This is a genomic window from Ancylobacter lacus, from assembly GCF_018390635.1.
In the GTDB taxonomy this organism is placed as follows: domain Bacteria; phylum Pseudomonadota; class Alphaproteobacteria; order Rhizobiales; family Xanthobacteraceae; genus Ancylobacter; species Ancylobacter lacus.
Map to the genome: position 1 here is coordinate 51,697 of NZ_JAHBGE010000042.1, position 17,403 is coordinate 69,099.

A 17,403-nucleotide genomic window follows, 5' to 3' on the forward strand; every position below is an offset into this window, starting at 1 on the left:
AGGCGCGGCCGCCGCTCCCGCGGCGTGGATCGAACCGTGCTCTAGCCGGCCGGCAAGCGGCTGGAAAGCGCTTTCGCGCCGGTGCAGGCAGACTGGAGCTTTTCTAAATTATCTCGGCAGGACAACGGGTTGACCCATCTGCCGCGCTCATGCATGAACCGGCCTGCCCCTCGCGCGGACGATGCGATGACCGAAACCTCCCACCATGCCGCGACGCTCGCCGCCTATGCCGCCCTGCTGCGCCGGCGGGCGCTGCTGGTGGCGGCGCTGGCGCTGGCGGTGGCGGCGGCGCTGGTTCTGGACATCGCCACCGGACCCTCCAGCCTGAAGGTAAGCGAGGTGCTGCGGGTGCTCATGGACCCCGCCGGGGCGGAGCTGCCGGCGCGGGTCATCGTCTGGCAGGTGCGGCTGCCGGCGGCGCTGATGGCGGTGCTGGTCGGGGCCGCGCTCTCGCTGGCCGGCGCCGAGATGCAGACCATTCTCGACAACCCGCTGGCGAGCCCCTTCACCCTCGGCGTCTCCTCCGCCGCCTCCTTCGGCGCGGCGCTCGCCCTGGTGCTCGGCCTCGGCGTGCCGGGCCTGCCGGCGGAGTGGTTCGTGCCCGCCAACGCCTTCGTCTTCGCCTTCGCCTCGGTGCTGATGCTGCAGGCGCTGGCGCGGCTGCGCGGCGCCGGGGTGGAGACGCTGGTGCTGTTCGGCATCGCGCTGGTGTTCACCTTCAACGCGCTGGTGGCGCTGGTGCAGTTCGTCGCCAGCCAGGAGGCGCTGCAGCAGCTGGTGTTCTGGAGCATGGGTTCGCTGGCGCGGGCGAGCTGGGGCCGGCTCGGCCTGCTGGCGCTGGCGGTGGCGGTGGTGCTGCCCTTCTCGCTGCGGGCGAGCTGGAAGATGACGGCGCTGCGGCTGGGGGAGGACCGCGCCCGCAGCTTCGGCATCGCGGTGGAGCGGCTGCGCTTCCTCTCGCTGCTGCGGGTCAGCCTGCTGGCGGCCTCGGCAGTGGCCTTTGTCGGCACCATCGGCTTCATCGGGCTGGTGGGGCCGCATATGGCGCGGCTGCTGGTGGGGGAGGATCACCGCTTCCTGCTGCCGGCCAGCGTGCTGACCGGGGCGCTGGTGATGTCGCTCGCCTCGGTGGCGAGCAAGGTGCTGGTGCCCGGCGCGCTGCTGCCGGTCGGCCTCGTCACCGCGCTGATCGGGGTGCCGGTGTTTCTCGGCCTCATCCTCGCCCGCCGGGAGCGCGGGACATGAGCGAGGCGGCGGCGCTGGCGGTGCAGGGGTTGAGCGCCGGCTATGGCGGGCGCGCCGTCCTGGCGGGGCTGTCGCTGCCCCCGGTGCGGCCCGGCACGCTCACCGGGCTGATCGGGCCGAACGCGGCCGGCAAGACCACGCTGCTGCGGGCCCTCGCCGGGCTTGTGCCGGCGAAGGGCTCGGTGCGGCTCGGCGCGGTCGAGCTCGCGCGGCTGGACGGGCCGGCCCGCGCCCGCCACGTCACCTACATGCCGCAGAGCCTGCCGCAGCGCTCCGGCCTCACCGTGCTCGAATCCGTGCTGGCGGCCGGGCGCGCCTCGGCGGCGGCGCTGCCGGAGCGCGCCGCCCGGCTCCACGCGCTGGAGACGCTGGAACGGCTCGGCATCGCCGACCTCGCCCTGCGCAGCCTCGCGGCGCTGTCCGGCGGGCAGCGCCAGCTCGCCAGCCTCGCCCAGTGCCTGGTGCGCGCGCCCGCCCTCCTGCTGCTCGACGAGCCCACCAGCGCCCTCGATATCCGCCACCAGCACGGGGTAATGCAGCTCGCGGCGGAGGTGGCGGCGGAGCGCGGCATGGTGGTGCTGGCGGTGCTGCACGACATCGCGCTGGCGAGCCGCTGGTGTGCCCGCCTCGTCGTGCTGGCGGAAGGCGCGGTGGTGGCGGACGGGCCGCCGGAGGCCGCGATCACCCCCGCGCTGCTGGCGCGGGTCTATGGCGTGCAGGCGCGGGTGGAGCGCTGCTCGCGGGGCCAGGTGCAGGTGATGGTCGACGGCCTCGCCTGAGGCCGGCGCGGACAGGGACGCGACACCCGGCGGGCGTCGCTGGATGTCACCCCCGGGCGCGGGCCGTCCGCCGGCCGCTCAGCCCCGCAGCGTCGCGCCGCCATCGACATAGAGGTCGGCCATGGTGATGTGGCCGGCGCGGTCCGACAGCAGGAACAGCACCGCCTCCGCCACATCCTCCGGCGTCGCCAGCTTGCCGAGCGGGATGCCGGTCCTGAACGCCTCCGGCTGGCCGGCGATGACGCGGGCGGCGCCGCCGGCATCCGCCCACATGCCGGTCTGCATCGGGGTCAGGGTGGAGCCCGGCGCCACGATGTTGCAGCGGATGCCGTGGGGCGCCAGCTCCAGCCCGAGGCAGCGGGTGAACATGGTGGCGGCGGCCTTGGAGGCGGCATAGGCGGCCATGGCGTGGCGGGGTATGCCGGCGGCGTTGGAGCCGACCGTGACCAGCGCCCCGCGCCGGCGCGGCACCATGTGGCGGGCCAGCGCCCGGCCGAGGCGAAACACGCCGCCGGCGTTGATGTCCATCACCCGCGCCCATTCCGCCTCGTCGAGCTCGGCGATGGTGCGGGTGGACAGCACCCCGGCGACGCTGGCGCCAAGCTCGATCGGGCCGATCTCGGCCTCGATCCGCCCGACCAGCGCCTCGACCGCCGCGCCGTCGCGCATGTCCAGCGGCGCGGCAAGCACCCCCTCGCCCAGTTCCGTCGCGAGGCGTCGCACGGCGGCGGCGTCGATGTCGGTCGCCACCACCCGCGCCCCCTCGGCGAGGAGCGCCCGCGCCACGGCGGCGCCGATGCCGCCGCCGGCCCCGGTGACGAAGGCGATCCGCCCGGCGATGCCGCTCATGCGCATGAGGTGAGGTCCTGTTCGTGGGTAAGCGCGGCCTGCCCGTCCGCGACCGTGGCGCGCTCGCGCGCGGCGAGGGCGGCGGACAGCAGCGGGGCGATCCGCGCGCTCGCCGCCGGCCCGGTGAGGTGGGCGTGCAGGGCGGGGATGTCGTGCACCTCCAGCCCGGCGGCGTAGGGCCGCCACATCTGCGGGTCCAGCGCCCGCTCGCGGTGGTCCAGCGCGGCGCGGAAATGGGTGAGCGGGCCGGGATAGCGCCGGTGGTGGTGGCCGCGCACCAGCCGGTTGTTGCCGGCCACCACGCGCACCACCCCGTCGAGCGCTGCCGCCGGCAGCCGCGCCAGCGGGCTGTCGGTGGCGCGCAGGAAGGCGAGCACGGCGGGGCGGGTGAGCGCCAGCGCCGGCAGCCGGTCGGGGTCGTGGCCGGCGATGGCGAGCAGCGCCTTCAGGGCGCCGTCCTCGCCGGGGTCCGGCTCGGCGCGCCAGACGTCGCAGGGATAGGCGTCGAGCAGCGCCACCGCCCCCACCGCCACGCCCTGCGCCGCCAGCCGCGCCGCCACCGCCTGGGCGAGGATGCCGCCCACCGACCAGCCGGCGAGGTGCACCGGCCGGGCGGCGCTGGCGGCCCGGATGCGGCCGGCATAGTCCGCCGCCAGCGCTTCGAGGCTTTCCGCCACCGGCACCGCCGGGTCGAGCGCCGGCGCCTGCAGGCCATAGACGGTGCGCCGCGGCGCCAGCGCGCGGGCAAGCCCGCCATAGCACCAGGCGATGCCGCCGGCGGGATGGATGACGAAGAGCGGCGGCAGCCCCGGCTCGCCCTCCACCAGCCGGATCAGCGGGTCGAGCCCGGCGTCGCTCAGGCCCTCCTGCTCCATCAGCCGGGCGAGGCCGGCGACGGTGGGGTGGGCGAACAGCGCGCCGAGGCCGGGGTCGCGGCCGAAGCCGGGATCGCCGCCGGCGCCTTCGCGCAGCTTCAGCAGCAGCCCCACCGCGTCGAGCGAATCCCCGCCCAGCGCGAAGAAATCGTCCTCCGGCCCCGGCAGGGCGCCGAGGCGGAGCTGTTCGGCGAACAGCGCGGCGATGCGAGATTCGATCGCGCCCGCCAGCGGCCGGGACTCGAGGCCCTGCTGCGGCGGCGCCGGCAGGGCGGCGCGGTCGAGCTTGCCATTGGCGGTCACCGGCAGCGCGGCGAGCGGCACGATGGCGGCGGGCATCATCGCCTCCGGCAGCCGCCGGGCGAGGGCCTCGCGCAACCCGGCCAGCGTTCCCGCGCCCGGCGCGCTGCCGGTGTCGGCGGGCGTCCCGGCCTCGCCCGGCGCGGGCACGACATAGGCGACGAGCCGCAGCGTGCCGCCGGCATCGGGGCGGGCGAGGACCACCGCCGCGCGCAGCCGCCCGGTCGCCATCAGCGCCGCCTCGACCTCGCCGAGCTCGACGCGCACGCCGCGGATCTTCACCTGGTGGTCGGCGCGGCCGAGGAACACGACCGCGCCGTCCTCCGCCCGCACCCGGGCGAGGTCGCCGGTGGCGTAGAGCCGTTCGCCGGGGAGGAACGGGTCGGGGCGGAAGCGCTCGGCGGTGAGGTCCGGCCGGCCGAGATAGCCGCGCGCGAGCTGCACCCCGCCGAGATGCAGATGCCCCGCCACGCCCGGCGGCGCCGGCCGGCCGTGCGCGTCCAGCACCAGCAGGCGGGTGTTCCACACCGGAAAGCCGATCGGCACCGGCACCGAGCGGTCGTCCGGCCCGGCCGGCCAGAACGAGACATCCACCGCCGCCTCGGTGGGCCCGTAGAGATTGTGCAGCTCGCCGGTGAGCGTCTGGTGGAAGCGGTCGCGCAGCGCCGCCGGCAGCTCCTCGCCCGAGCAGAACACCCGCCGGAGGGCGAGCCCGCGCGCCGCCGGCTCGGCGAGGAAGGCCGCCAGCATGGAGGGCACGAAGTGCAGGGTGCCGACGCCGTGGCGGCGCACCAGCGCGGCGAGCGCGACCGGGTCGCGATGCGCCTCCGGCGCGGCGATGACCAGCCGGGCGCCGCAGATCAGCGGCAGGAAGAACTCCCACACCGAGACGTCGAAGGTGGCGGGGGTCTTCTGCAGGATCACGTCGGCCGGGCCGAAGCCGTACTGCGCCTGCATCCAGAGCAGGCGGTTGACGATGGCGCGGTGCTCAATGACGACGCCCTTCGGCTCACCGGTGGAGCCGGAGGTGTAGAGCACATAGGCGGCATCGCCCGGCTGCGGCGGGGTGGTGGCCGCGGTGGATGGCGCCACCTCGGCCCAAAGCTCCGGCGGCAGCACCGGCACCTGCGGCTCCAGCCGCGCCCGCGCCGTGCCCTCCGCCAGCGCCAGCCTGGGCCGGGCGGAGGCGAGGATGCGCGCCAGCCGCGCCGCCGGCTGGGCGAGGTCGAGCGGAAGATAGGCCGCCCCCGCCCGCAGCACCGCGACCAGCGCCACCATCAGCTCCAGCGAGCGCGGCAGCGCCACCGCGACGAGGTCGCCCGGCCCGAGCCCCGCGGCGGCGAGCTGGCCGGCGAGCGCGGCGGAGCGGCGGTCGAGCGTGGCGTAATCCATGCTCGCCGCGCCGAAGACGAGGGCGGTGGCGGCGGGATCGGCCCGCATCCCCGCCTCGATCAGCGCGGCGAGCGTGGTGTCGGGTACCGGGTGGGCGGTGGCGTTGAGGTCGTGGACGAGGCGCCGGGTCTCCTCCGGCGTCGCGGTGGGGATGTCGGCGAGCCGCGCGGCGGTTCCCGACGCGGCGAGGAAGGCCTCCAGCCGGCGCGCGAGCGCGGCGGCCTCTCCGGCGGCATAGAACGCCGGCGCGGCGTCGACCTCCAGCCGGATGGCGCCGTCCGCGCCGTGGCGGCGGAAGGTGAAGCCGATATCGTCCACCGGGCCGGTGCTCAGCACCTCCAGCCGGGCCTCAAGCCCGGCGAAGCGCGGGGTCTCGTCGAAGGGCAGGATGTTCACCAGCGGGCCATGCAGGCGCTGGTGGCCGCCGACCAGACGCAGGTCGCGGCGGAGCTGCTCGGAGCGGTAGCGGCCATGGCGGCGCGCCCGCAGCAGGTCGCGGCCGGTGGCGGCGAGGAAATCCGCCAGCGGGGCGCTCTCGTCCGGCCTCACCCGCAGCGGCAGCACGTTCATCAGCATGCAGGCGGCGCGGGCGGCGGGGCTGCCGAGCCGGCCCATATGCGGCACGCCGAGGATGATCTCCGCCGTGCCGGTGTGCCGCCGGCAGAAGGCGGCGGCGAGCGCGGTGGCGACGTCCGGCCAGGGCAGGCCGGTTTCGGCCGCCCGCGTGTCGAGCGCGGCGCGGGCGGCGGCCCCCAGCTCGACGCTGGCGCGGTGGAACGGCGGCGCACCCGGCGGCGGCGCGGCGGGGGCGGCGGTGGCAAGGCTCGCTGCGGCGGTGGCGAGGCTCGCCGCGTCCGGCCGGTCGGCGAAGGCGGCGCGCCAGAAGGCGGCGTCGGCCTCCCGCTTCGGCCCGGCGCGGTAGGCGGCATCCTCCGCCAGCGCCACCGCGAAGGGGGTGAGCGGCGCTCCCGCCGGCTCGCCGGCCACCGCGGCGTTGTAGAGTTCCGCCACCCGCCGGGTCAGCAGGAGGATGCCATAGCCATCGATGGCGAGGTGATGGATGCGCAGGTGCCAGACGTGGCGCCCCTCGCCCAGCCGGTACAGCGTGGTGGCGGCGAGCGCCTCCCGCAGGGGATCGACCGGGCGGGCCATCTCGGTGGCGATGCGCGCCGTCGCCGCTGCGAACGGGTCGGTCGCGGCGGCGAGGTCGACCTCCACAAGCGCCGGCCGCCGGGCCGGGTCCACCGCCTGCCGGGGCCCCTCCGAGGTGTCGACGAAACGCAGGGCGAGCGCCTCCGCCTCCGCCAGCGCCTGATTCACCGCAGCCGCGAAGGCGGCGCGGTCGAGCGGGCCGCGCAGCTCGACATACTGGCCGGTGTTGAACAGAGGGTCGTGCGGCGCGCGGCGCTGGGCGAACCACAGCCCCTCCTGCGCCTCGGCGAGGGGCAGCAGCGTCGCGTCGTCGTCGGCGGGCGCCATGGTCTCAGCGCCGGGCGGCACGGGCGGCCATCCTGCCTTCGACGAGACGCCACCACCCCGCCAGCGTCGGGCAGGCGGCGAATTCGGAGAATTCGAGGTCGAGCCCGCCGGCGCTCCAGCCGAGCACGAGGTTCATCGCCCGCATCGAATCGAGCCCGAGGTCGAGCAGGCTGTCGTCGTCGCCGATCGCCTCCGGCGTCTCGTGCAGCATGGCGGCGATGTCGGCGCGCAGGCTCTCGCGGGTGAGCGGGGCGGCGGGGGCCTCGAAGCGGCGGATGGCGGCGGGGTCGATCATGACAGGCACTCCAGCAGGCGGGCGGTCGGCAGCGGCACCCCGCACACCGCCGCGACATAGGCGAGCGCGCCGTCATGGGCGGCGCGCGAGAAGTCGCCGAGCGCGTCGGCGGCCATGAAGGGTTCGATGTCGCGCATGAACGCTTCGGCGGCGGTGAGCTGGCAGCCGATATGGGCGTAGACGCCGGTGATCACGAGCTGGTCGCGGCCGCGGGCCCGCATCAGCGCTTCGAGGTTGCTGCGCTGGAAGGCGGAGTAGCGGTGCTTCACCAGCACGATGTCGGAAGGCGCCGGGGCGAGGGCGGCGAGGATCGCCTGGTGCTCCGGCGCGCGGCTCATGCCCGGCCCCCACAGCTCGGCCTGGAGGCCGCGGTCGCGCCGGTCCTGCGCGCCCTGCTGCGCGGTGTAGAACACCGGAACCCCGGCCGCCCGCGCCGCCGCCGCCAGCCGGGCGATGTTGCCCACCATCGGCGCGAGCGGGGCGGCCTCCGGCGCGAAGACGCGCAGGAAATAGTTCTGCATGTCGTGGATCAGCAGCGCCGCCCGCTGCCGCTCCAGCCGGAACGCGGCGCGCGGGGCGGGCAGCTCCTCCGCGCGGGGCAGCGCGTAGGGCGGGATGGTCGGCAGCGCCATGTTCATGCGCCTCCGGCGGGGGCGGGCGCGGCGGTGTCGGCCGGCGTGTCATCGGCGGTCCCGCGCGCCAGGAAATCCGCCCGCAGCCGGGCGCGCAGCTCCCTGCGGCTCACCTTGCCGACCGCGGTGGTGGCGAAGCCCGGCACGAACACGATCTGGTCCGGCACCTTGAAATCGGCGAGGCCGCGCCCGCGCATGAACGCCTTCAGCGCCGCCGGCCGCGGCGGCTCGCCCCCGGCGATGACGAAGGCGCAGCTCCGCTCGCCGAGGAAGGCGTCGGGCAGCGAGACCACGGCGGCGTCGAACACCTGGGGGTGGGCGAGCAGATGGTCCTCGATCTCCTCGGCGGAGATTTTCTCGCCGGCGCGGTTGATGTGGTCGCTGGCGCGGCCCTGCACGACGAGATGGCCATCCGCCCGCCGCAGCACCACGTCGCCGGTGCGGTAATAGCCGTCGGGCGTGAAGGCGCGGGCATTGGCGGCGGGGTCGTTGTGGTAGGCGCGGATGGTGTAGGGCCCGCGCGTGAGCAGGTGGCCCGGTTCACCCTCCGCCACCGGGTTGCCGGCGTCGTCCAGCACCAGCACCTCGTCCGCCGGGCTGATCGGCCGGCCCTGGGTGGTGACGATCACCTCCTCGGGGTCGTCGAGCCGGGTGTAGTTCACCAGCCCCTCCGCCATGCCGAACACCTGCTGCAGGGTGCAGCCCAGCACCGGGCGGACCCGGCGGGCCGCCTCCGGCATGAACTTCGCCCCGCCGACCTGAAGCACCTCCAGGCTGGAGAGGTCGTGGCCGCTCGAAGGCGCGGCCTGCAGCCAGAGCAGGGCCAGCGGCGGCACCAGCCCGGTGAGGGTGACGCGCTCGCGCGCGATCAGCGGAAAGGCGGTGGCCGGGGCGGGCGAGGGGCACATCACCACCGTGCCGCCGGCATGGAGCACGCCGAGCACGCCGGGCGAGCTCATGGGGAAGTTGTGCGCCACCGGCAGCGCCGCCAGATACACGCTCTCCGGCGTCAGCCGGCAGATCTCCGCGCTGGCCCGCACGCTGTAGAGATAGTCGTCATGGGTGCGGGGGATGAGCTTGGACAGCCCGGTGCTGCCGCCCGATATCTGCAGGAAGGCGACCTCGTCCGGCGCCGGATCCGGGGGCAGCGGCCCGGCGGCCGGGGGCAGGGCGTCGAGCGCGGCGAACGGCCCGGCCTCGCCGATGACGACGACATGGGCGAGGCCGGGGCACGCGCCCCGCACCGCCTCGGCCAGCGGGCGGTGGTCGAAGCCTTCGTGGCGGTCGGCGAGGATGTAGCCCCGCGCCTCGCTCTTCTGCGCGAGGTGGACGATCTCGACCTGCCGGTGCGCCGGCAGCGCATAGACCGGCACCAGCCGGGCGCAGAACAGGCCGAACATCACGCTCAGGAAGTCCGGGATGTTGGGCACCTGCACCACCACCCGGTCGCCCGGCGCCAGCCCGAGCGCGAGCAGGCCCCCGGCGATCCGCTCGGCCCGGGCGCGCAGCTCGGCATAGCTCCAGCGCTGGTCGGCGCCGACCACGGCGGTGCGGTGGGCGAAGCGCGCGGCGCGGTCGCGCAGCAGGGCCGGGAAGGTCTCGCCGGTCCAGTAGCCGGCGGCGCGATAGGCGGCGGCGAACGCGTCCGGCCAGGTCTGGCGCAGCGGGAGCATCGGGCGGGGCGGGTTCATGGCAGGGGCTCCCCGGCGCGGAGGCGGCCGGTCTCGTCGACGCCGAGGGCGTCGAGCAGCGCGGCGAACTTGGCGGCGGTCTCCTCGGCTTCGGCCTCGGGGTCGGAGCCGGGCACGATGCCGGCCCCGGCGTAGAGGCGGGCGGTGCGGCCGGCGATCTCGGCGCAGCGGATCGCCACCCACCAGCGGCCGTCGCCGGCGGCGTCGCACCACCCCACCGCGCCGGAATAGAAGCCGCGCGGCGCCGGTTCGAGCTGCGCGATGGCCCGGGCGGCGGCGGCGCGCGGCGCGCCGCACACGGCGGGGGTGGGGTGCAGCCGGGCGGCGAGGACGAGGCTCGGCAGGCCGGGGTCCTTCAGCTCCCCGGCGATGCGGGTGCCGAGATGCCACATGCTGGCGGTGGCGAAGAGCGTGGTGCCCTCCGGGGTGCCGAGCGTGCGGCACAGCGGTGCCAGCTCGTCGAGAACGGCCTCGGCCACGGCGGCGTGTTCGCGCCGGTCCTTGGCGGAGGCCAGCAGCGCGCGGGCGGCGTCCGCGTCCGCCGCCGGATCGTCCGGCCGCCGCCGGGCCGAGCCGGCCAGCGGGTGCGAGGCGACGCGGGCGCCGGATTTCGCCAGCAGCAGCTCCGGGGTGGCGCCGACCAGCTCGCGCGGCGCCGCGTCCGCCCCGGCGGCCGGCAGCGGCACGCGGAAGGCGGTGACCGCGGGGTCGCGGGCCAGCCGGTCGAGCAGCGCGGCGGCGTCGATCGGGTGTTCCGTCTCCAGCCACAGGGCGCGGGCCAGCACGATCTTGCGCAGCCCGGCGGGGTCGTGCGCCTCGTCCGCCATCCGCGCCAGCGCCGCCGCCACCGCCGCGCGGTAGCCGGCGACATCCGGCCGGGGCGTCGCCCGGCAGGCGCCCAGCGCCGGGGCGGGGGGATGCCGTGCCGCCTCGGTGGCGGCCGGGGTGGCGGGCCGGGCGAGGGTGGCGGGCTCATAGAGATGCGCCGGCGCCGTCGCCTCATAGGGCAGGGCGCCGACCAGCAGGCCCGGCCCCCCGCCGTTCTGGGCGAAGAAGCGGGCGAGCCGGTCCTCCAGCGTCCCGCCGGCCGCGGGCAGGCTGCGCCGGCAGCCCTGCGCCGCCAGCGCCTCCCGCGCGCCGCGCAGCACGAAGCTGGGCGCGAGCGCGACCTCGGGCGCGGGCCGTGACGAAGGCGCATCGCTGCGGGCGGGCTGGTGGTTCATCTCCATTCCCCGGATTCTGCCACGACTGGCGTCAGGGCGTGACCAGGGTCACGGTGTCGCCGTAGGGGTCGATCATCGGCGCCGGGCGCGGGCCGCCGGGACCGCCGGCCGGCGGCGCCGCCGGGGCGCCGGGCGCGGCCGCGACCGGCTGGGGCGCCGGGGCGGCACCGGCCGGGGCGCCGCCTTCCGCCGTCGCGGGGCGCGGCGGGCGCATGGCGGTCTTCACCTTGTTGGAGACGTAGACCCGGCCGCTGGCGGGATCGAGCGCCACGGTGTTGGGCATCGAGCCGGTGACGACATGGGCAAGGACCTTCAGCTCCTTGCCGTCGACGATGCTGAGATAGCCGCCGCGCCGGTTGGCGACGAAGACGAGGTTGCGGGCGGGATCATAGGTGACGCCCAGGGCGCCTTCCCCGGTGGGGATGGTGGCGAGCAGGGTGCCGTCCTTCGCGTCCAGCACGGTGAGGTCGTTGCTCTCCTGATTGGCGACGAACAGCCGGCCGCCCGCCGCGTCATAGGCGAGGTTGATCGAGCCCTTGCCGCCGGAGGGGAAGGAGCGCACGAGCTTGCCGGCGGCAAGGTCGATCTCGTGGATCTGGTTGCTCTCCAGCGCGGTGGCGAAGAGGCGTCTGTTCGCCGCGTCCAGCGCGAGGCCGCCGACCCCGCCCGGCAGGTCGCCGATGGTGCCGGCGAGCTTCCGGCCGGCGCCGTCGAGGATCCAGATCTCGCTCGGCGCGTCGCGGCGGCCGAGCACGCTGACATAGGCGCGGTCGGCGTCCTCGTCGACGACCACCTCGCGCACATGGGCCTTGTCGCCCTGCTTGATCTCGGCCGCGACCTTGCCGGTGGCGAGGTCGATGACGGCGACGCTGCCGGTGCGGGTCTGGGTGGCGAACAGCGTGCCGGTGCGGCGGTTGATGCCGAGGCCGAAGCCGGGGTCGTCGCCCAGCTCGATGGTCTGCTTCACCGCCAGCGTGACGGGATCGAGGCCGAGGATGCGCCCGGCGGCCTCGCCCCGCTTGCCGGCGGCGGCGACATAGACCAGCTCCTTGCCGGCGACGATCTCATAGAGCCCGTCTCCCGGCTTCACCGACGTCACCACCGCCGGTTCGGCAAGGGCGGAGCCGGCCAGCAGCGCGAGGGCGAGGCCGGCGAGCAGGCCGGTGCGGGCAGGCGCGCGGCGGGCGGGGGAAGCGAAGGCGGGCATCGGCAGCATCTCCTTGGGAGCGGAAAGGGGCGGGCGGTCAGTCGAGGTCGATCCAGTCCGGGCCGCGCAGGGGAATGGCGAGGAAGCGGGCGTTGATCTCCTGCCGCACCGCCTCGGCCTCGGGTTCGCCGAACAGTTCGGGCCGCAGCCAGGCGGCGAGCACCTGGACCGTGAGCACGTCGAGCGGGGAGTTGAGGATCTGGTGCGACAGGCCGTGGACGCGGTGGTCGCGCATCGCGGCGAGCGTGGCGAAGCCGGGCCGGGCGGCGAGGCCGGCAAGGGTGCGGCGGGCCTCGTCGGCGGTGAATTCCGGCCCGATGGTCAGGCCCGCCGTGCCCGCCATGTGGCTGCCGCCGGTGGCGATGTAGACCTGCGGGTCCTGGGCGATGACGTATTCGAGGTTCAGCTTGCCGAAGGCGCGGGGAATGACGGCGGCGCCGATATTGCTGCCGCCGGCGGCCTCGATCAGCTCGCCGACATTGCCGCGCCCGGGCGAATTGCAGCAGTCGCCGGTCTGGCCGGCATGGGGTTCCAGGAACACGCGCGGCGCGGCGCCGGGCGCGGCGGCGAGCCGGCTGCGGATCGCCGCGAGCCGGGCATCCCGGAAGGCGAGGAAGGCCTCGGCCGCGGCGCCATGGCCGGTGGCGGCGCCCAGCAGGGCAAGGCTTGGGCCGGTATTGGCGAGGGGATGGTTGAAGAAATCGATGACCACGACCGGAATGCCCGCGGCCTCCAGCGTCGCGCGCTGCTCCGCCGAGGGCTGCGCGCCGAGCGAGAACACCGCGAGATCCGGCCGCGCCGCCAGCACCTGCTCCACCGACAGCGCCCCGGCGGAGGAGGCGACCTTGGGCAGGCCGGCAAGGGCGGGGAACTTCGCGAGGAAATCGGCATAGGTCTGCCGGCCGATGCGGTTGACGTCGTGCGGCCACGCCGCCAGCGCCGCGACCGGATCGGGGCTGATCAGCGCCAGCGCGACGAGGAAGCGGCCATCGTCGATCAGCAGCCGGGTGGCGGGGGCGGGCAGCCGCACTTCGCGCCCGGTGATGTCGTGCAGAACCACCTCGGCGCGGGCGGCCGACGGCAGGGCGAGCCCGGCACCGGCGGGAAGCGCTGCGCCGAGCGCCAGTGCCGGCAGGATCGCCCGCAGCCCGGCGAGCCCCTCGGCGACGGCCCGCCGCAGGGCCGCACGCCATCTGCCGGCGCGCGGCGCGGCGCCGGGGCGGGAAGCCGGCAGGGACGGCAAGGATGATGTCCGCGGATGAAGCATAGTGCGCCGCACTTCCCCAAATAACGCGGCAGCTATCGTTCGGGTCAGACGACGAAGTCAACTTAATATTTTGTAATGACGAATAGAATTATTACAATGTAAGAATATCCTGTCGGAAAGTCTACAGATACTCATATGCTTTGATTAGAATTACTACATTGAGAAAGAGCTGCCGTTGGGTGCTGCGATAGGGCATTGGTGAGCCCGTTTCACAGATGCTGAGCGCATCCCGGCGCTTATCGCCGGCAATGGCGGCGGGCATATTCGGACCAACCCATCCACCCCGTCAGGCCCGGTGCCCGGCCCTTCAGCCCGCGGCGCGCGTCGCGGGGAGGATTTTCCATGTCCCGTCCGCTCTCGCCCACCTCGCCGTCCCGCCTCTCGCTGTTTCCCCCCGCGCTGTTCGCGCTCGCCATCGCCGCCTATGCCATCGGCACCACGGAATTCGTCATCGTCGGCCTGCTGCCGACCGTGGCGCAGGATCTTGCCGTCTCGCTGCCGCGGGCCGGGCTGGTCGTGAGCGTCTATGCGCTCGGCGTCACCTTCGGCGCGCCGGTGCTGACCGCGCTCACCGGCCGGCTGCCGCGCAAGCCGCTGCTGCTGGGGCTGATGGTGCTGTTCGTCGCCGGCAACACCTTCGCCGCGCTGAGTTCCGGCTATGAGATGCTGCTGGCGGCGCGGGTGCTCTCCGCCTTCGCCCATGGCGTGTTCTTCTCGGTGGGGGCGACCATCGCCGCCGATCTCGTGCCGGCCGACCGGCGCGCCTCCGCCATCGCGCTCATGTTCATGGGGCTCACGGTCGCCATCGTCACCGGCGTGCCGCTCGGCACCTTCATCGGGCAGTCGCTGGGCTGGCGCGCCACCTTCTGGGCCGTGGCCGGGCTCGGGGTGCTCGCCTTCCTCGGCATCGCCGCGCTGGTGCCGGGCCATCTCTCCCGCCCCGCCCCGGCGGGGCTGGTGGATCAGCTGCGGGTGCTCTCCAGCGGCCGGCTGCTGCTCGTCTTCGGCATGACGGCGCTCGGCTATGGCGGCACCTTCGTCGCCTTCACCTATCTCGCCACGATCCTCGAGGAGATCACCGGCTTTCCCGCCGGCGCGGTGAGCCTCGTGCTGGTGCTCTACGGCGTGGCCATCGCGGCCGGCAACCTCGCCGGCGGGCGGATCGCCGACCGCCATCCGGTGCGGGCGCTGACCGGGCTGTTCGCGGCGCAGGCGCTGGTGCTGGCCCTGCTGGCGCTCACCGCGCCCTGGCCGGTGGCGGCGCTGGTGACGCTGGCCGCGCTCGGCTTCCTCTCCTTCGCCAATGTGCCGGGGCTGCAGATCTATGTGGTCGAGATGGCGCAGCGCCACCGGCCGGGCGCGGTGGATGTCGCCTCGGCGCTGAACATCGCGGCGTTCAACCTCGGCATCGCGCTGGGGGCGTGGGTCGGCGGCGTGGTGGTGGCCTCGCCGCTCGGCCTCCGCGCGACGCCGCTGGTCGGCGCCGTGCTGGTGGCGGGGGCGCTCGCCCTCACCCTGTGCAGCGCCGCGCTGGACCGCCGCGCCGCCGCGCCGGTGCCGGCCTGCTGAACCGCGCCGCGCCCTCCGCTTGATCCAGTTCCTACAGCTCCGGCCGCCGCCGCCCTATATGGGTTGGCGGCCCGCGACCCCGACAGGAGAACGCCTTCCATGCACATCGTTCCCGCCAATGGCGCCGACATTCCCGCTCTCGGCTTCGGCACCTTCCGCCTGAAGGGGCCGCAGGTTCTGGAGGTGCTGCCCCGCGCGCTCCATCTCGGCTTCCGCCATGTCGACACCGCCCAGGCCTATGGCAACGAGGCCGAGGTCGGCGCGGCCATCCGCCGCTCCGGCGTGGCGCGCGGCGAGGTGTTCCTCACCACCAAGGTGTGGGTCGACCGCTTCCGCCACGACGACCTGATCGCCTCGGTCGACGAGAGCCTTGCCCGGCTGGGCACCGACTATGTCGACCTGCTGCTGCTGCACTGGCCGAACCAAGCGGTGCCGCTGGCCGAACAGATCGAGGGGCTGAACGCCGTGCACCGCGCCGGCAAGGCCCGCCATATCGGCGTGAGCAACTACACCATCGCGCTCATGCAGGAGGCGGTGCGGCTGAGCGCGGCGCGGCTCGCCACCAACCAGGTAGAGTACCACCCCTATCTCGACCAGTCGCGCCTGCTCGCCGCCGCGCGCGAGGCCGGACTCGCGCTCACCGCCTATTACGCGATGGCGGATGGCAAGGTGCTGCGCGATCCGCTGCTCACCGACATCGCCGCCCGGCACGGCCGGAGCATCGCCCAGGTGGTGCTGCGCTGGCTGGTGCAGCAGGACGGCGTGGTGGCGCTGTCCAAGACCGCGAGCCCGGCCCGGGCGGCGGAGAACATCGCGATCTTCGACTTCGCGCTGTCGCCGGAGGAAATGGCGGCGATTTCCAGCCTCGCCGAGCCGGCCGGGCGCATCGTCAGCCCGCCGGGCCTCGCGCCGGACTGGGACGCGGCGGCCTGAGGCCGCAAACGGCGAAGCCGCCCGGCAGGCGCCGGACGGCTTCGAAACACGACCGTTCTCAAGGCGCCGGGCGAGGGCCGGCGGCGCCAGGGTCGCCCCGAAACGGGACGCTCAGGCCGCGGCGACCTTGCGGCGCCCGCGGGTCTTGGCCGGGGCCGGCGGCGGCACCGGCTTCTTGCGCTGCTGGCCGAGGCCCATCTTCTTCGCGAGATTGGAGCGTGCCTCGGCATAGGACGGCGCGACCATCGGGTAATCGTTCGGCAGGCCCCACTTCGCCCGGTATTCTTCCGGCGTCATGTTGTACTTGGTCCGAAGATGCCGCTTCAGCGACTTGAACTTCAGGCCGTCTTCCAGGCAGATGATATATTCCGGGGTCACCGACTTCTTGATGGCGACCGCCGGCTTCAGCACTTCTTCCGCGACGACCGGCGCGGGAGTGGCAAGCCGCACCAGAGCGCCATGTACCTTGGCGATGAGTTCGGGGAGCTCGGCCGCGGGAACCGAGTTGTTGCCGACGAACGCAGCAACGACGTCAGCGGTGAGGCCGAGATAATCGGCGTTCGAGCTCTCTTGTTCGGACATCATCTTCTCCATTCAGATCAGAATCGGTTTACCAGCTTTCTCCCAAACGTCAATGTTCAAGCGAAGAAGAATGCCGAAATGAAACGAATATAGTCTGGCCGATCGCGCTCACACAGGGTCCATGGCGTTGCCGTGAAAGTCGAAATGTCGTGATCTGTCATCGTCGGCAAAGTCGGTCGCCGTCGCCACGGCCTGCAACCTGCGGGCGTGAACATTTCTGGCGGTGCCATGACGTTCACGCCCGCCTGGCAAGGCTTAATGTTTCGGTACGCCGAAGAAGCGGCCGGCGATCATTGCAAAACCGGTAAGGGGTGCCTTTTTACCCGCATGGTTCGACTGTGCCGCCGGCAGCGACCTTTGCTTGACGTCACGTGAAGATGTGATCGAAGAAAGCGCGCTCAAGTTGCACGGCGCGGGTGAAATACTTGCCCACCACTTCGGCCTGTTGTGTCGAAAGCGTGTCGCCGACCCGGTCCAGCTCGGCGTGCAGCCAGCCGACGAAGGCGCGGAAGCCGTCATTATTGTGCAGGGTGATCCACTCGGCGTGGAGGAAGTCGGGCGGCAGCGCCGCGCCGGGGCGGTCGGCCCAGTCGAGATAGATGCCCTCGGCCACGCTGAGCACGGCGAGGCAGCAGCCATAGTCGCGGCTCTGCGCGGCGTCGTGCATCAGCTCCTGAAACGCCGCCGTAACCGGGCTGAGGGTGGGCGCGTCGCGCTCCTGCGCCGGCACGCCGAGCGCGTCGAAGGCGCGCTGGAAATAGGTGTTCTCGTCGCTGGTGATCATCGCCGCGAACTGGGCGAAGCGGATGCGCGAGTCGAAGCGGTCGGCGAAGGCGATCGCCGCCCCGACCAGCGCGGTGAAGCGGTCGATGAACTGGTAGTCCTGCACGAGGTAGCGCCGCATCGCCTGCGGGTCGACCGCGCCGCGGAAGATCTCGTCGACGAAGCGGTGCTGGACCGTGGCGGTCCAGTCGGCGCGGTTTTGCTCGCGCAGCTGATGGATGAAGCTCGGCATGGCGGTTCCCTCTAGCGGTCGCACTGGATGCGAGGGACCGTGTAGGGCGCCCGCGCCCGGCCGTCGAGCC

14 protein-coding genes are annotated in these 17,403 nt (G+C 74.1%); 4 read left to right on the forward strand and 10 right to left on the reverse strand.

What is annotated here, in order from left to right:
* The first annotated feature begins 186 nt into the window (after nt 1-186).
* Both KHC27_RS08685 and KHC27_RS08690 read left to right on the forward strand, forming a co-directional pair.
* Complete coding sequence (locus tag KHC27_RS08685; RefSeq protein ID WP_213337822.1) at nt 187-1,245, forward strand: FecCD family ABC transporter permease; 1,059 nt, start codon at nt 187-189, stop codon at nt 1,243-1,245.
* Nucleotides 1,242-2,024 carry an ABC transporter ATP-binding protein gene (locus tag KHC27_RS08690; RefSeq protein WP_213337824.1) on the forward strand — a complete coding sequence of 261 codons (783 nt, stop codon included), beginning with the start codon at nt 1,242-1,244 and terminating at the stop codon, nt 2,022-2,024. Before KHC27_RS08685 ends, KHC27_RS08690 begins: the two co-directional genes overlap by 4 nt.
* 78 nt (nt 2,025-2,102) lie before the next feature.
* Here the strand turns inward: KHC27_RS08690 and KHC27_RS08695 are convergent, their stop codons facing one another.
* The 8 genes from KHC27_RS08695 to KHC27_RS08730 are packed head-to-tail and all read right to left on the reverse strand — an operon-like array spanning nt 2,103 to nt 13,210.
* Entirely contained in the window at nt 2,103-2,879 is a 777-nt protein-coding gene (locus KHC27_RS08695; protein WP_213337832.1) for a 2,3-dihydro-2,3-dihydroxybenzoate dehydrogenase, read from the reverse strand.
* Nucleotides 2,870-6,940: an amino acid adenylation domain-containing protein gene (locus KHC27_RS08700; protein ID WP_343210872.1), complete on the reverse strand. Its 4,071-nt coding sequence runs from the start codon at nt 6,938-6,940 to the stop codon at nt 2,870-2,872. Before KHC27_RS08700 ends, KHC27_RS08695 begins: the two co-directional genes overlap by 10 nt.
* Complete coding sequence (locus KHC27_RS08705; RefSeq protein WP_213337834.1) at nt 6,924-7,214, reverse strand: phosphopantetheine-binding protein; 291 nt, start codon at nt 7,212-7,214, stop codon at nt 6,924-6,926. Before KHC27_RS08705 ends, KHC27_RS08700 begins: the two co-directional genes overlap by 17 nt.
* Nucleotides 7,211-7,846, reverse strand: a complete 636-nt coding sequence (locus KHC27_RS08710) for an isochorismatase family protein (protein WP_213337835.1) — start codon at nt 7,844-7,846, stop codon at nt 7,211-7,213. The genes KHC27_RS08705 and KHC27_RS08710 overlap by 4 nt, the downstream gene beginning before the upstream one ends.
* Before the next feature lie 2 nt (nt 7,847-7,848).
* A complete protein-coding gene (locus tag KHC27_RS08715) occupies nt 7,849-9,537 on the reverse strand; it encodes a (2,3-dihydroxybenzoyl)adenylate synthase (protein ID WP_246519771.1) in 1,689 nt (562 codons plus the stop codon).
* Nucleotides 9,534-10,760: an isochorismate synthase gene (locus KHC27_RS08720; protein WP_213337842.1), complete on the reverse strand. Its 1,227-nt coding sequence runs from the start codon at nt 10,758-10,760 to the stop codon at nt 9,534-9,536. Before KHC27_RS08720 ends, KHC27_RS08715 begins: the two co-directional genes overlap by 4 nt.
* A gap of 31 nt (nt 10,761-10,791) precedes the next feature.
* Nucleotides 10,792-11,967, reverse strand: coding sequence for a YncE family protein (locus KHC27_RS08725; RefSeq protein WP_246519772.1), 1,176 nt, complete (start codon nt 11,965-11,967; stop codon nt 10,792-10,794).
* A gap of 37 nt (nt 11,968-12,004) precedes the next feature.
* Entirely contained in the window at nt 12,005-13,210 is a 1,206-nt protein-coding gene (locus tag KHC27_RS08730) for an ABC transporter substrate-binding protein (RefSeq protein ID WP_246519773.1), read from the reverse strand.
* Between the two features lie 366 nt (nt 13,211-13,576).
* Between KHC27_RS08730 and KHC27_RS08735 the strand changes: the two genes are divergently transcribed.
* Both KHC27_RS08735 and KHC27_RS08740 read left to right on the forward strand, forming a co-directional pair.
* Nucleotides 13,577-14,803 (forward strand): MFS transporter, encoded by a 1,227-nt coding sequence (locus KHC27_RS08735; protein ID WP_213337858.1) that lies wholly within the window; start codon nt 13,577-13,579, stop codon nt 14,801-14,803.
* 99 nt (nt 14,804-14,902) lie between these two features.
* On the forward strand, nt 14,903-15,736 hold the full coding sequence (locus KHC27_RS08740; protein WP_213337860.1) for an aldo/keto reductase: 834 nt from the start codon (nt 14,903-14,905) through the stop codon (nt 15,734-15,736).
* A gap of 111 nt (nt 15,737-15,847) precedes the next feature.
* On the opposite strand, the gene KHC27_RS08745 is transcribed toward KHC27_RS08740, so the two are convergent.
* Together KHC27_RS08745 and KHC27_RS08750 are read right to left on the reverse strand one after the other, a co-directional pair.
* Nucleotides 15,848-16,318 carry a Ros/MucR family transcriptional regulator gene (locus tag KHC27_RS08745; protein ID WP_213337869.1) on the reverse strand — a complete coding sequence of 157 codons (471 nt, stop codon included), beginning with the start codon at nt 16,316-16,318 and terminating at the stop codon, nt 15,848-15,850.
* 367 nt (nt 16,319-16,685) lie between these two features.
* The gene (locus tag KHC27_RS08750; RefSeq protein ID WP_213337871.1) at nt 16,686-17,333 is read right to left on the reverse strand and encodes a TenA family protein; all 648 of its coding nucleotides are present in this window, start codon (nt 17,331-17,333) and stop codon (nt 16,686-16,688) included.
* Nucleotides 17,334-17,403: the final 70 nt, after the last annotated feature.

Bases quoted from the DNA above. Each gene is read 5' to 3' on its own strand.
- KHC27_RS08735 (WP_213337858.1), top strand. From the start codon at position 13,577: ATGTCCCGTCCGCTCTCGCCCACCTCGCCGTCCCGCCTCTCGCTGTTT.
- KHC27_RS08695 (WP_213337832.1), bottom strand. From the start codon at position 2,879: ATGCGCATGAGCGGCATCGCCGGGCGGATCGCCTTCGTCACCGGGGCC.
- KHC27_RS08690 (WP_213337824.1), top strand. From the start codon at position 1,242: ATGAGCGAGGCGGCGGCGCTGGCGGTGCAGGGGTTGAGCGCCGGCTAT.
- KHC27_RS08710 (WP_213337835.1), bottom strand. From the start codon at position 7,846: ATGGCGCTGCCGACCATCCCGCCCTACGCGCTGCCCCGCGCGGAGGAG.
- KHC27_RS08725 (WP_246519772.1), bottom strand. From the start codon at position 11,967: ATGCCCGCCTTCGCTTCCCCCGCCCGCCGCGCGCCTGCCCGCACCGGC.
- KHC27_RS08705 (WP_213337834.1), bottom strand. From the start codon at position 7,214: ATGATCGACCCCGCCGCCATCCGCCGCTTCGAGGCCCCCGCCGCCCCG.
- KHC27_RS08715 (WP_246519771.1), bottom strand. From the start codon at position 9,537: ATGAACCCGCCCCGCCCGATGCTCCCGCTGCGCCAGACCTGGCCGGAC.
- KHC27_RS08685 (WP_213337822.1), top strand. From the start codon at position 187: ATGACCGAAACCTCCCACCATGCCGCGACGCTCGCCGCCTATGCCGCC.
- KHC27_RS08745 (WP_213337869.1), bottom strand. From the start codon at position 16,318: ATGTCCGAACAAGAGAGCTCGAACGCCGATTATCTCGGCCTCACCGCT.
- KHC27_RS08740 (WP_213337860.1), top strand. From the start codon at position 14,903: ATGCACATCGTTCCCGCCAATGGCGCCGACATTCCCGCTCTCGGCTTC.
- KHC27_RS08750 (WP_213337871.1), bottom strand. From the start codon at position 17,333: ATGCCGAGCTTCATCCATCAGCTGCGCGAGCAAAACCGCGCCGACTGG.
- KHC27_RS08720 (WP_213337842.1), bottom strand. From the start codon at position 10,760: ATGAACCACCAGCCCGCCCGCAGCGATGCGCCTTCGTCACGGCCCGCG.